Origin of the sequence: Pedobacter sp. B4-66 (assembly GCF_018492665.1) — a bacterium.
GTDB lineage: Bacteria > Bacteroidota > Bacteroidia > Sphingobacteriales > Sphingobacteriaceae > Pedobacter.
The window spans coordinates 122,319-136,411 of the sequence record NZ_JAFVME010000014.1; the positions used below are offsets into that span (position 1 = coordinate 122,319).

Annotated in this window: 9 protein-coding genes; 5 read left to right on the plus strand and 4 right to left on the minus strand. The window is 37.2% G+C overall.

Features of this window, described 5'->3' with window-relative positions:
* Positions 1-4: 4 nt before the first annotated feature.
* Positions 5-1,117, minus strand: a complete 1,113-nt coding sequence (locus tag J1905_RS20720; RefSeq protein ID WP_214229131.1) for an efflux RND transporter periplasmic adaptor subunit — start codon at positions 1,115-1,117, stop codon at positions 5-7.
* 310 nt (positions 1,118-1,427) lie between these two features.
* Here J1905_RS20720 and J1905_RS20725 point away from each other — a divergent pair, with 310 nt between their 5' ends.
* Positions 1,428-2,030, plus strand: a complete 603-nt coding sequence (locus J1905_RS20725) for a helix-turn-helix transcriptional regulator (RefSeq protein ID WP_246254575.1) — start codon at positions 1,428-1,430, stop codon at positions 2,028-2,030.
* A gap of 49 nt (positions 2,031-2,079) precedes the next feature.
* Here J1905_RS20725 and J1905_RS20730 read toward each other — a convergent pair whose 3' ends face one another.
* Entirely contained in the window at positions 2,080-4,746 is a 2,667-nt protein-coding gene (locus J1905_RS20730; RefSeq protein WP_214229132.1) for a valine--tRNA ligase, read from the minus strand.
* A 145-nt stretch (positions 4,747-4,891) separates the two neighbouring features.
* Entirely contained in the window at positions 4,892-7,045 is a 2,154-nt protein-coding gene (locus J1905_RS20735; RefSeq protein ID WP_214229133.1) for a S9 family peptidase, read from the minus strand.
* A gap of 115 nt (positions 7,046-7,160) precedes the next feature.
* Between J1905_RS20735 and J1905_RS20740 the strand changes: the two genes are divergently transcribed.
* Both J1905_RS20740 and J1905_RS20745 read left to right on the plus strand, forming a co-directional pair.
* A complete protein-coding gene (locus tag J1905_RS20740; RefSeq protein ID WP_214229134.1) occupies positions 7,161-8,039 on the plus strand; it encodes a DMT family transporter in 879 nt (292 codons plus the stop codon).
* Between the two features lie 312 nt (positions 8,040-8,351).
* Positions 8,352-10,388 (plus strand): M13 family metallopeptidase, encoded by a 2,037-nt coding sequence (locus J1905_RS20745; RefSeq protein ID WP_214229135.1) that lies wholly within the window; start codon positions 8,352-8,354, stop codon positions 10,386-10,388.
* A 33-nt stretch (positions 10,389-10,421) separates the two neighbouring features.
* Here the strand turns inward: J1905_RS20745 and J1905_RS20750 are convergent, their stop codons facing one another.
* Complete coding sequence (locus J1905_RS20750; RefSeq protein WP_214229136.1) at positions 10,422-11,072, minus strand: TetR/AcrR family transcriptional regulator; 651 nt, start codon at positions 11,070-11,072, stop codon at positions 10,422-10,424.
* 106 nt (positions 11,073-11,178) lie between these two features.
* Between J1905_RS20750 and J1905_RS20755 the strand changes: the two genes are divergently transcribed.
* Both J1905_RS20755 and J1905_RS20760 read left to right on the plus strand, forming a co-directional pair.
* On the plus strand, positions 11,179-11,385 hold the full coding sequence (locus J1905_RS20755; protein WP_214229137.1) for a hypothetical protein: 207 nt from the start codon (positions 11,179-11,181) through the stop codon (positions 11,383-11,385).
* 246 nt (positions 11,386-11,631) lie between these two features.
* Positions 11,632-14,091 carry a TonB-dependent receptor gene (locus J1905_RS20760; RefSeq protein WP_214229138.1) on the plus strand — a complete coding sequence of 820 codons (2,460 nt, stop codon included), beginning with the start codon at positions 11,632-11,634 and terminating at the stop codon, positions 14,089-14,091.
* The last annotated feature ends 2 nt before the right edge of the window (positions 14,092-14,093 follow it).

Sequence of the window (14,093 nt, forward strand, 5' to 3'; positions counted from 1 at the left end):
TATTTTAGTGTTTTGGTTTGATTTTCATTCCATCTTTCAAACTTCCCATTCCTTCTGTCACAATCTGCTCGCCGGGGTTCAATCCTTTCGTTACTACATAAAATTCGCCTGAAGGGACATCCATTATCTCTATCTCCGTGCTTTTTACTGTCCCGTTTTTAACTGTGTAAACCATCGTCTTTTCCTGCATTTCGAAGGTTGCCCTAGCCGGGACTAATAGTGCATTGTTTACTTTTAATGGAATGCGAATAAGAGCACTGGCTCCACTCCTAATCAAGCCATCCGGATTAGGAAAGCTTGCTCTCAAATTAACTGAACCTGTTTCTGTGTTGATTAAACCGTTTAAGGTTTCCAGTTTCCCTTTTCTTGAATACTCTGATCCATTGGCTAGCAAGAGCGTTACCGGAGGGATACTCATTAACTTATCCTTTATGGTTTTCCCTTTATTACTTTCTGTAAAGTCTAAAAACTGTTTTTCATTGAAAGAGAAATAAGCAAAAACACTGGCAATGTTTGACACAGTTGTTAGTGGTTGAGGTGATGAACTGCCCACCAAACTACCTGTTTTATAGGGTAAATTTCCCACTACCCCATCGGCAGGGCTACTTATGCTGGTATATCCGAGATTGGTACGGGCATTTGCCAGACTTGCTTTTGCCTGAGTTAAAGCAGCCTCCTTGGCATGTAAATTAAAGTTTGCCTGCTTAAGCTCATAATCGCTAATGATCTCTTCTTTTACCAGTGGCAGGGTTTTCTCTACCTGCATTTTCGCCGTATTCACTTCGGCTTCTGCATTTTTTATGGCAGCAGCAGCAGTCCTTACTTCCTGTTCGTACTGCGGAGCGTTTATTTTAAAAAGAAGCTGCCCCTTTTTAACAACAGCACCTTCGTCAACAAGTATTTGCTCTACAAAACCATCTACTTTGGGCCTTATTTCTACATTCTGCTGTCCCTGAATGGTTGCAGTATAGTCGGTATTGAGAACAGCATCTTTAGCTTCTAATATGGAAACCGGATATTCCTGAATGGTTTCTTCCTGTGTTTGACTTTGCGTTGGTCCGCAGGCTTCAAACAGCAGCGTTCCGGCAATTAATGAGAGTAATTGTATTGTTTTCATAAATGTAATTTTTCTTTTAGGGCATAAAAGTTCCCCGTCTCCTAAAAAATCTCTTTTTTGGCAGTTAAGGTTAACAGCGATTATTTACCGCTTGAATTAAGTGTTGAATTATTTAGTTAAGTATTGAGTGTTAAATTGATTTCATATTCTTAGGTTCTAATCATTAGTAAAGTAGTTATAAGGGTTACATTGGAGATCAGGTCAAATTATAATTCCTTATATCATTAAAAAGTTAAGCAAAGTTAGTACTTTTGTCAATAAAACAACTAAACACTTGTTTTATTAGATTATGAAGACAAATCGATTCTTAATGCTATTAAAAACCCGTGGTGCACTAACCGCGGGAGAAATTTCAAAGGAACTTGGGATTACAAGTGAAGGTGCGCGCCTACAGCTTATTAAATTAAGTGAGGAGGGTCTAATCAAGTCGACCAATGAATCGAAAGGAGTTGGCAGGCCTACAGTATACTTTAGTTTAACTGAAGAGGGAAACGCAGGTTTTCCTGACACCCATGCTGAGCTAACCGTTAAATTAATACAACTGGTAAAAGCTACACTAGGCGATGAAGCGCTAGACAAAGTGATAACAGCAGGTGAGCAAGCCGGTAAAGAAAAATATTCAAATGAATTGCAGTCCGTTACTGACCTGGAAGGTCGTATATCTCAGCTCGCAGATATCCGTACCCGAGAAGGTTACATGGCTGAGTATAGTAAAGATGAACAGGGCTATTTATTAATAGAGAATCACTGCCCAATTTGCGCAGCCGCACAAGTTTGTCAGGGTTTTTGTTCTTCAGAACTAAATACCTTTAAGTTCGTACTAGGTAAGGATGTAGATATTACAAGGGTAAATCACATTATTGCGGGCGACAGAAGGTGTGCATACCGTATAACATTAAAGAAGGCAAGTTAAAAGTGAAGAGGGTGATCATGATTTATATGATACACCCTCTTCATTAAAATTATCCTTTTAAAGCGGCAAGGCTTTCTTCGATCGTATTGATCTTCGATTCAGCATCTGCCTTCTTATTACGTTCGTTCTGAATGATCTCCGGTTTTGCATTTTGTACAAAACGCTCATTACTTAACTTAGCATCTACAGATTTCAAGAAACCTTGTAAATAAGTAAGTTCTCCGTTTAGGCGCTCTATTTCAACATCAACATCGATTGCTTCATTTAAGTGAATAAAGAACTCATCATTACCCACCATAAAGTTTACAGCTCCCGGGATCTTATCGTTTACAAACTCAACCTGGTTAATGTTAGCCAGTTTGAACACAATGTTTAACCATTTCTCAAAATCTAAAGCAGAGTTTACTTTAATAGCTAAAGGAAGTGCTTCTTTAGGTGAAATTTGTTTGGTATTTCTAACGTTTCTGATCTCAGCAACCAAACCTTTAATCACCTCTACTTCTTTAAGTAATTGTGCATCAGCATTACCAACAACAGGATAGCTTGCTACAATACAGCACTCCAATTCACCTTTCTCGCCGAAAAGCTCATCATGCCATAGTTCTTCTGTTAAGAAAGGCATAAATGGATGTAACAACGTTAGAATCTTCTCAAAGAAACCAATGGTCACTTTTAAAGTTTCAGCATCTATAGGGTGTTGATAAGCAGGCTTAACCATTTCAAGGTACCAGGCACAGAAATCATCCCATACCAATTTATAACATGCCATCAATGCCTCAGACAGGCGGTATTGTTTAAAGTTATCTTCAATCTCAGCAAGAGCCTCATTAAAGCGATTCTCGAACCACAATATAGCTTGCTGATTAGGATTTTCAAGATTTGCATCAACTTCCCAACCTTTAACCAATCTGAAAGCATTCCAGATTTTGTTGGCAAAATTACGGCCTTGCTCACAGTAGCTTTCGTCGAACATTAAGTCGTTTCCGGCTGGAGAGCACAATAACATACCTACCCTTACTCCATCAGCGCCATACTTCTCAATTAACCCAATTGGATCAGGAGAATTACCTAGCGACTTAGACATTTTACGGCCTAATTTATCTCTTACAATACCTGTTAAATAAACATTTGTAAAAGGTTTTTGACCTCTAAACTCATGTCCAGCCATGATCATACGAGCTACCCAGAAGAATAAAATCTCAGGAGCAGTTACAAGGTCATTGGTAGGATAATAATAGTTAATATCTTTATTGTCAGGATCTTTAAAACCATTAAATACAGATATTGGCCATAACCATGATGAGAACCAGGTATCCATTACATCAGGATCCTGACTTACAAAAGGAGCCAACTGATGTTTAAAGCCGTTAGCTTCAGCCTCAGTAAATACGCCATCTATATCTTTAAGTTTTAAAAACTCATTAAGTGCTTCTTCTTTAGTTTTAGCAACAACCCAATTGCCTTTGTCATCATACCATGCAGGAATTTGTTGTCCCCACCATAATTGTCTGCTGATGTTCCAATCCCTAACATTCTCCATCCAATGACGGTAAGTGTTTACGAACTTTTCAGGGATTAACTTAACATCACCTTCCAATACATCTCTCAATGCTGGTTTGGCCATTTCGTCCATTTTACAGAACCACTGCATAGATAACTTAGGCTCAATAGCTGCATTGGTACGTTCAGAAAAACCTACCTGCGACTTATAATCCTCAACTTTATCTAAATGACCAGCTTCGTCCAATAAAACGGCAATTTTTTTTCTTGCTATAAAGCGATCTTCACCAACAAGAACAACAGCAAGCTCATTTAATGTACCGTCTTCATTTAATATATCTATTACAGGTAGTTTATGTTTAACACCTAATTCATAATCGTTCAGATCATGAGCTGGAGTAACTTTTAAACATCCTGTTCCAAAATCCATCGTTACATATTCATCCTGAATAACAGGTATTTCGCGGTTGATTAATGGTACAAATACTTTTTTACCTTTCAGGTGATGGTAACGCTCATCATTAGGGTTAACGCAAATGGCAGCATCTGCCATGATTGTTTCCGGACGAGTGGTTGCAATGGTTAAGAAATCATTGGTTCCAGATACCGAATATTTTATATAGTATAGTTTTTGATTAACCTCTTTACGGATAACTTCTTCATCAGAAACTGCGGTTTTACCTGCAGGATCCCAGTTTACCATACGCACACCACGATAGATTCTTCCCTTTTTATATAAATGGATAAAGCTATCAATTACTGCTTCCGACAAATCGTCTTCCATAGTAAAACGGGTACGCTCCCAGTCGCAGCTTGCGCCTAGTTTTTTCAACTGATCAAGAATAATACCTCCGTATTTTTCTTTCCATTCCCATGCATACTTCAGGAATTCTTCTCTGCTAAGGTCTTTTTTGCTGATGCCTCTTTCTTTAAGCATAGCAACAACTTTAGCCTCAGTAGCAATTGATGCATGATCTGTTCCAGGTACCCAGCAAGCATTTTTACCTTGCATACGCGCCCTACGAATCAGTACATCCTGAATTGTATTGTTTAGCATGTGTCCCATGTGCAAAACACCAGTCACATTTGGAGGAGGTATTACAATAGTATATGGCTCACGCTCATCAGGCTCAGAATGAAAAAAGTTCTTCTCTATCCAGTAGCTATACCATTTATCTTCGGTTGCCGCCGGGTCGTATTTTGTGGAAATGCTCATTATTTTGAAAAAGTATCAGATTTGGCTGTAAAAATAAGAATAAAAAACACAGATGCTATTCGCTTCCTCAAAATCTTGAAGGGAAGATTTTCCATGTCAGCTCATAACACTGAATTTTTTGGGAAAAAGCAAGTGAAATAAACCTTTACTTCAGATTTTGCTTAAAGTAATCCGTAACCTTTTGATACAGATGAACTCTGTCCTTACCAATTACATTATGCTCATGACCAGGATAAATCATATAATCAACTTGAACACCTTTATCAACAGCTTTCTTAACAAAATCCACGGAATGTTGCTGTACTACAACCGGATCTTGCAGACCATGAATTAACAACAGTTTTCCTTTTAACTGATCAACCTTGCTACTCAAATCTGTAGCGGCATAACCTTCAGGGTTTTCCTGAGGCGTATCCATGTAGCGTTCAGTGTACATTATTTCGTAAAACTTCCAGTTTATTACCGGACCACCTGCAACGGCAGCTTTAAAAACACCTGGGTGAGTAAGCATAAAGTCAACTGTACCAAAACCTCCGAAGCTCCATCCAAATAACCCCATGTTAGCAGAATCGACATAAGGTAATGCCTTCAGGTAATCAACGGCTTTCACCATATCTTCCATTTGCACATCACCAGCTCTACGAAACATCGATTGTTCAAAAGCTTTACCCCTGTTATCACTTCCTCTTGTATCGATAGTTAATACCACATAACCACACTCAGCCATATACCTGAACCAATAATCTCCAGCTCCGGCATTCCATGAATTTAAGATAAGTTGCGCATGAGAACCACCATACCAATAAACAATAACAGGATATTTTTTTGTGCTATCGTAACCGACTGGTTTATATAAACTGCAATACAAATCGTCTCCACTGTTACTTTTTATAGTAAAGATAGATGAGTTTTCAGTAGCAAAATCAGCTAATGGGTTAACTGCTTTTAATAATGTTTTTGTTTTAGCACTTGCAGTTTCTATTAACTGAATTACCCTAGGCTGCTCCGGACTGCTGTAATTATCGATCACAGTATTCCCAGAAGTGCTTACCTGTGTATTATGTACCGCACGACCTTGTGTAATCCTATTTGATTTACCTGATTTTAAATTAAGTACGTATAAATTACGGGTAATTGGTGACTCTTCTGTAGAGACATAAAACAACTGATCTCCTTTTACATTAAAACCTTTTACATCAAGCACTTCCCAGTCACCTTTAGTCAACTGCTTTAATACTTTTCCGTTTAAGTCGTATAAATACAAATGATTCCATCCATCACGGTTACTTTGCCAGATGAATTTAGAAGGATCAGTTTTAAGGAACAGCATAGGCTCCAATGGCTCTACATACTTCTCGTCCTTTTCTTCAAATAATGTTTTAACGAAATCACCACTTGTTGCATCATATTGATTTAACTTCATGTGATTCTGTCCACGGTTTAAAACAGCTATATAGATGTATTTATCATCCGGGCTCCACGCAATATTGGTAAGATATTGTTCAACAGGCTCACCGGTTTTAAGGTAAACCACAGCTTTAGTTACTGCATTGTAAACTCCGACAGTTACCTCATGACTTTTATCACCAGCCATAGGATATTTAATGTTTACATTTTTGGCAGGTCTTGTAGTCCAATCTATAATTGGATAATCCGAAACCATGCTTTGATCCATTCTATAAAAAGCAAGCGATTTACCACTATTGCTCCAAAACGTTCCTTTTGATATTCCAAATTCATCGCGATGCACCGACGAAGCATAAACAATATCCTTACTACCATCCTTAGTTACCTGATTCTGATCAGCACCATTAGCCACAAACAAATTGAAATTATCCAGATATGCGATATACCCAGCTTTACTTTCTTCTACGTTAGTTTTGCTAGCAATAGTTGCATTTATAACAACGTTATAAGTATTCTTTGTTGGATTAAAAGCAACCTTACTTCCGTTAATGGTTAATACCCAGTCTGGTCCCTGATTAAATTGAATAAAAGGCATCGACTTTAACGTATCCTTTTGAAGTGATTTAAATTTCTGATTTAACTGAGCCAACGATAAAAATTGCTGTTCCTGCTGAGTTTTAAAATTACCACTCATCCACACCGGCTCACCCCCTACCCGTTTTGCGTACACATAATTCTCTGTGCCGTATATAAATTGAATTTGAGAAAGGTTTTCCGGAGCCAAAGTAGTGCGCGCATTACTCATTGCATCCTGAATGGTCAATTGTTTATTCTGGGCTATACCATAAAAAGCAATCGACAACAAGTGAAGACATAAAATCAGTTTTTTCATCAATACCAAATAATAAGTTGGCGCCAAACTTATACAAAATATCGCAAATTACATCGTTCGCTTGATTACCTTTGATGTGTGAAAAACATCATAAATAGAAAACAATAGTTTATTAATGAAAAATATCTTTATCGGGTTACTATTTGCAATGCTGTGGGCTTCTGCATCAGTAGCCACAAAGTTTGGCATTTTATCATCTCCCCCGTTGGTTCTTGCAAATATTCGTTTCTTCCTTGCAGGCTTTGTATTACTTTCAGTTGGATATATATTTAACAAATCATATAAATTACCTACTGCCGAAGAGTGGAAGCACCTTGCCATATTTGGCCTTTTAAATACAACAGTGTACTTGGGCTTGTATGTATGCGCCATGAAATATACCGCAGCAGGAATCGGCAGTTTGGCTACTTCTACAAACCCACTATTAATTGTGCTACTGTCTTCATGGTTAATTGGTCGTAAACCATCAAAAGAAGAAGTATTTAGCATTATAATAGGTATGGTAGGTATCGGAATTGCTACCTATCCATTATTAAAAGATAGCAGTACAACCATTATGGGAGTCAGTTTATTGATGCTAAGTATGGTCTCCGTATCCTTTGCAAGTGTATATTATGCAAGAGTAAAATGGACCCTACCCAATATTTTGATCAACGGATGGCAGGTGGCACTTGGAGGTATATTCCTACTTCCTTTCACTTTTATCTTTAGTGATTTTTCAGACATACACCTGGATCAAAGATTGATATTTTCTTCATTGTGGCTAAGTCTTGCTGTATCTGTTATTGGCCTTATCTGTTGGTTCTACTTATTAAAAATAGATACGGTAAAGGCATCATTATGGCTATTTCTATGTCCGCTTTTCGGTTTCTTTTATGCGTGGTGGCTAATGAATGAGCCTATTACCATGTACACAGTAGTTGGAACTTTACTTGTTGTTTTTGGACTATATCTTGGTCAGCGAAAAAAAATGAGTCTAGCCAAGAAGCAATAAGTAGCTCATATCTACCAAACAATAGAACATATTTTACAACCCTCACACAATAAAATATGTTAAAATATGTTAAATAGGTATAACTGACTTAGTCATGAAAGCGATAAAACTATTTTTCTTTACAGGATCCTTACTTAGGCGGTTCAGCTTAACTAAAATCTACTACTGGTTTAACAAGTAATATTTTCAATAGACAAAATACTTGTTTCTCAGTATTTATTACATTTACCGCATTGATGTAATTATAAGCACCACATGTAGCAGGAATTCTCTTGCATAGGTAAAGTGTTATAAAACCTGTTGACTAACTTTATGAATATTTCAAAACTGACCAGGCACATTGCTGCCTTAGGAATTCTTGCGACCGGCTATACAGCCAACGCCCAATCTCCTGCAAAATTTATCGACCCTGCCAATATGGATCTCAGCGTAAAACCTGGAGATGATTTTTACACCTATGCCAGTGGCACATGGATTAAAAACAACCCTGTTCCGGCTAAAGAAACCCGTTGGGGAACTTTCAACCAGTTAAGGGATTTCAACATCAATGCAGTAAAAGGGCTTGTAGAAGATGCTGCTGCAGATAAATCTGCGCCAGAGGGATCAGTTAAAAAACGTGTGGGTGATTTCTTCGCAGCCGCAATGGATAGCTCAGCAATTGAGAAACTAGGTTACAGCCCAATTAAAGCAGATTTAGAAAAAATTAAACAGCTTAAATCCATTCAGGATATTTTAGACCACACGGCATATATGCGTGTAAGTGGACTTGCCTCTCCTATGTTTGGATTTAGCGTTGGTCAGGATAGGAAAAATGTAACCAAATATGTACCTCAGCTTGGACAAGGAGGCACCACGCTTCCAGATCGCGATTACTATTTGAAAGATGACAGCAGAAGTGTGAAAATCCGTGAGGCATACACAACCTATATGACTACCCTTTTTGGCTTAATTGGCTACAAAAGTGCAGAGGCTCAGAAAAAAGCAACAACAGTAATGTCGATAGAGAAGAGATTAGCTGATGCTCAAATGTCTCGTGTAGAAATGCGTGATCCTTATAAAACCTACAATAAATTCATCGTTGCAGATTTTAGTAAAACCACTCCGTCTGTTGATTGGGCAAAGATGCTACTTAAACTAAAAGTAAACACACAGGATACCATACTTGTTTCTTCGCCTAAGTTCTTTGTGGCTTTTGACGAAATACTAAAGAGTATACCGCTTAAAGATTGGAAAACATATCTGGAATGGAACATTCTAAAAAATGCAGCACCTAACCTAAGCTCTCCTTTTGTGGCTGCAAACTTTGCTTTTAATCAGGTACAAAGCGGACAAAAAGTTCAAACTCCAAGATGGCAGAGAATGTCGCAATTAACAGATGGTACAATTGGAGAACTATTAGGCCAACTTTACGTAGCTAAATACTTTAAACCAGATGCAAAATTAAGGATGACTGAGCTTATCAGTAATCTGAGAAAAGCATTTGAAATCAGAATCAAAAATCTGGATTGGATGAGTGCCCCAACAAAAGAAAAAGCACTTGCTAAACTAAATGCATTTGTTCCAAAAATTGGATATCCAGACAAGTGGAAAACCTATGATGGTTTGGTTATTAGTCGCACAACTTACTTCCAAAACCTAAGAAATGCAGGTGAATGGGGTTATAAAGAAATGATAGATCAGCTAGGCAAACCTGTAGATCGCACCCGTTTTGGAATGACTCCTCCAACCGTTAATGCCTATTACAGTGCAACAATGAATGAAATCGTATTCCCTGCAGGAATTCTGCAATTTCCTTTCTTTGATCCTAATGCTGATGACGCCGTTAATTATGGTGGTATTGGTGCAGTAATTGGGCACGAAATGTCTCATGGATTTGATGATTCAGGAAGCCAGTATGATAAAGATGGTAATCTGCGTAACTGGTGGACAGATGAAGATAAAACCAAGTTCGAAACTAAAACAAAGGCATTAGGAGAACAGTTTGATGCTTACACCGTATTAGATACAATCCACGTAATTGGAAAACTAACCATGGGCGAAAACATTGGTGACCTTGGAGGCCTTAACGCGGCGTACACCGCATTTAAATTAACAAAACAGGGCCAGTCGAACGAAAAGATTGATGGTTTCACACCAGATCAGCGTTTCTTTCTTTCATGGGCACAAGTTTGGCGAGGCAACATTTTACCAGAAAGTGCAGCGCAGCTGATTAAAACAGATCCGCACTCGCCAGGCCCTTACAGAACTATTGGTGCTCCTGTAAATATGGATGCATGGTATGAAGCGTTTGATGTTAAACCAGGTGATAAATTATACAAAAAACCTGAAGACAGAATTAGAATGTGGTAAATTGATAAAGGCGCTTTTGCAAGCGCCTTTATTTTAATTTTTAACTTTATCGTATAACAAATCAGTAAGCTGATCCAACGATTTTAACATTCGGTCCATATCAGTTGGATTATTGATATCAATTCCACAAAATGGATTTCCACTAGCCTTAGCCTGCAATACCATAAAAATTATACCCGATACCTGTAATGCAATAATAGCACGGAAATCAATAGCAGTTTTGTCGAAATGAGGCAATAACATTTTAAAAACTTCCTCGCCAAATGCTTCTCGCTTTAGACCAACCTCCTTCATTAGCTTGTTTTTCTCACTGGTTTCCCAGATTACGATCTTCTGCATCTCCTCTTCAGTATAAAAAAAACTAAGGTGAGTTTTTAAAATGGTCTTAACCATTGGTCTGCCATTGTCAATTTGAGATTCGGCCATAAGCTTTTCCATATCCCCCGACAAGCCAATCCAATAGTCTTTTGTCTTCACATAGGTTTCTATCAAATTATTTACATTGTTATCAAAATACCTGTAAATCAACTTCTTATTAACCTCTGCTTTTTTAGCAATATTATTAACCCCTAATGCCGTATAGCCCTCATTTTTAATGATTTCACCAACCGCAGCAATCAATTTAAGCATTGTTCTTTCTTTATCTCTGATTGCTCCAGCTATACGCTTTCTTGGTTTCTCCATGGGCTAAAATTAATAAAAAAATACGTATGTCACCACTTAGAAAAATTCTAACAAGTATTTTTGAGAAAGTTTAATTACTTAAGTAACCAAACCATAACCTCTCATTATGAATTACGTATCGGAACCTATGCAAGCACTAAAAGCCATTAGTATTTCACAACTGGCTATCGGAGACTCTCTAGTGAATTTAGGCACCGTACTGGAAATCAACGAAAATGAGAAGTACTTTTCACTAGTTATAGAAAGAATGGAGCAAAGACAAGTTTGGAATTTTAGTAAAACCGAAGAAGTAATTATAAAATCTGATTCATAAAAAACAGATCAAAAATATAAACTCAACGCTCAACAATTCAAATGACCTAGAAGTAATTTCGGGTCATTTTTATTTACAGGAATCTGCAAATTAACTACTTAAAATACGGTTTCTCATTTTTTTTCATCTGCACTGTAACCTTTTACACCATTTGAGCATCTTATAAATAACTAAATAAGAATCACAAAACCATTCACATATTCGATTAATATGCTTAAAAGCGTATGTGGAAAAACTATGCATATTATGAAACCTAATAAATACATTTTACTTCTTGTCCTATTCCTTAGCACTCTGCTATTTACAGTCGCAAATGCTCAAACAGACAATACAACTGGAGAAATATCCGGTAAAGTTTTAGACGAACAACAAAAAGCATTTCCATATGCTACTATCAGCTTGTTAAACGTCAAAGATTCAACTGCTATAAAAGGTACACTCACCTCCGATAATGGCACTTATCAATTAAAAGAAATTAAACAGGGTAGTTACCTAATAGCCATCTATGTAGTGGGGTATAAAAAGGTATTTAAGGGTCCTTACATTATAAGTCCAACCAAAAAGTCTCATGAACTGGGCGATGTGCAATTGGCTACAGACGCAAAACAACTAAAAGGTGTTGAAATTGTTAAACAAAAACCACTGATAGAAAGACAAATTGATAAAACCGTAATAAATGTAGAGAATAGTGCATTGGCGGCAGGTAATACAGCGCTCGATATTTTACAGAAATCTCCTGGCGTTACTGTTGATAAAGATGGCAAAATTAGCCTAAAAGGTAAGCAAGGAGTAACAATAATGCTTGATGGCAAACCTACTTATCTATCTTCAGAGCAATTGGCCAACTTACTTCGATCTACTGAAGGTAACGCCATTCAATCTATCGAATTAATCACCAACCCTTCAGCAAAATATGATGCAGCAGGTAACTCCGGAATCATCAACATCAAATTGAAAAAGAACCGAAATTATGGCACCAATGGATCTGTACTTGGAGGTGTGGGCTATGGCAAATACTACAAAGCAAATGGTGGCCTAAACCTAAATCACCGCGAAAAGAAAATCAATGTCTTTGGAAATTACGATTACGGTCGCAACAAGTCATTTGGTAGTACAGATATTGTAAGGGTAAACAATACGGCAACCGATCAAACCTATTTTGATCAAACCAACAGCAACATACGACGCAGAAATAATAGCAACTATAAAGGTGGCATAGACTATTTTATTAACGACAAGAACACTATTGGCTTTGCTTTTAATGGATATAATGCAAACGGAAAAAACGCATCAGATGTACTTACTTTAATAGGCGATCAGCCTTCCAAAACAGATTCATCTGTGGTGGCACAAAACCCAAATAAGTATAAGTATACCGGCATGTCGTATAATCTGAACTATAAGGGAACAATAGATAGCCTTGGTCAAGAGATAACTATCGACGCTGATTATTCAGAGCATATCGGCAGACAGGATAATAATTTCAACAACAGATACTTTAATAACCAAGGGCAAACTTCTAAACCCGATTATATTTTCAGAAATGCTACGCCATCAACAACTAAAATATGGGCAGGAAAAACTGATTACACCTATCCTATTAACAAAGAGATGAAACTCGAAGTTGGTTTAAAATCAAGCTTTGTAGAAACCGACAATAACTTCATATTTGAGAATTATGAAAACAATCAATGGCAGAATGATACAAAACGCAGCAATCAGTTCCTATACGACGAAAACATTAATGCTGCCTACGCTAACTTTAGTAAAAAGTTTAAAACAACATCTGTACAATTAGGTTTAAGAGCCGAACAAACCAACTCAAAAGGAAATTCGCTTACAGAGCAAAAAGTAGTAAACAGACACTATATCAATCTTTTCCCCAGTATATTCATCAACCAGGAATTATCAAAAGATCATGATATGGGATTCTCTTACAGCAGAAGAATTGATCGCCCTGATTATGGCTCATTAAACCCATTCATTTATTACCTTGACTTATATACTTATAGATTTGGTAATCCATTCCTAAAACCACAATATACCAATGCCTTTGAACTATCTTATTCTTACAAAAAAACCTTAAACGTAACCTTTGGATACAGTCATACTACTGATGTAATTTCTGATGTTCTGTTAACCGATACAGTTAAGAAAACAATCTTCATATCTAATCAGAATCTTGCTACACAGGATGCATACAACCTGAACATTAGTTATCCAATACAAATAGCCAAATGGTGGAGCAGTAATAATAACTTCACAGGTTTCTACAATAATTTTAAAACACCAGACCTTTTAGGCAAACCATATCAAAGTGGAAGAGTTGCATTTAACTTCAATACAACCCAAACCATTACCCTAAACCCAACACTTAATGTAGAGTTGAGTGGGTTTTATCAATCTAAACAGGTTTACGGCACCATATTGATAGACCCTCAATACGGCATTGATTTAGGCATAAGTAAAACATTTCTGGATAAAAAACTTAATGTCAAACTTGCAGCAAATGATCTATTTAAAATGCAAAAAAGTGTAATTACAAGTGCCCTATCTTCACAAAACTATGTTGTTAATGAAAGATGGGAAAGCCAGGTATTCCGCTTAACATGCACTTACCGCTTTGGAAGTAATGATATCAAAGCAGCCCGTCAGCGTTCTGGCGGTTCTGAGTCAGAAGGCCGAAGGGTTAAATCAGGCAAATAGAC

What these genes read in the sequence shown, in the direction of transcription:
- J1905_RS20725 (WP_246254575.1), top strand. Translation starts at nt 1,428, where the DNA reads ATGCTATTAAAAACCCGTGGTGCACTAACCGCGGGAGAAATTTCAAAG.
- J1905_RS20750 (WP_214229136.1), bottom strand. Translation starts at nt 11,072, where the DNA reads ATGGAGAAACCAAGAAAGCGTATAGCTGGAGCAATCAGAGATAAAGAA.
- J1905_RS20755 (WP_214229137.1), top strand. Translation starts at nt 11,179, where the DNA reads ATGAATTACGTATCGGAACCTATGCAAGCACTAAAAGCCATTAGTATT.
- J1905_RS20720 (WP_214229131.1), bottom strand. Translation starts at nt 1,117, where the DNA reads ATGAAAACAATACAATTACTCTCATTAATTGCCGGAACGCTGCTGTTT.
- J1905_RS20745 (WP_214229135.1), top strand. Translation starts at nt 8,352, where the DNA reads ATGAATATTTCAAAACTGACCAGGCACATTGCTGCCTTAGGAATTCTT.
- J1905_RS20730 (WP_214229132.1), bottom strand. Translation starts at nt 4,746, where the DNA reads ATGAGCATTTCCACAAAATACGACCCGGCGGCAACCGAAGATAAATGG.
- J1905_RS20740 (WP_214229134.1), top strand. Translation starts at nt 7,161, where the DNA reads ATGAAAAATATCTTTATCGGGTTACTATTTGCAATGCTGTGGGCTTCT.
- J1905_RS20760 (WP_214229138.1), top strand. Translation starts at nt 11,632, where the DNA reads ATGAAACCTAATAAATACATTTTACTTCTTGTCCTATTCCTTAGCACT.
- J1905_RS20735 (WP_214229133.1), bottom strand. Translation starts at nt 7,045, where the DNA reads ATGAAAAAACTGATTTTATGTCTTCACTTGTTGTCGATTGCTTTTTAT.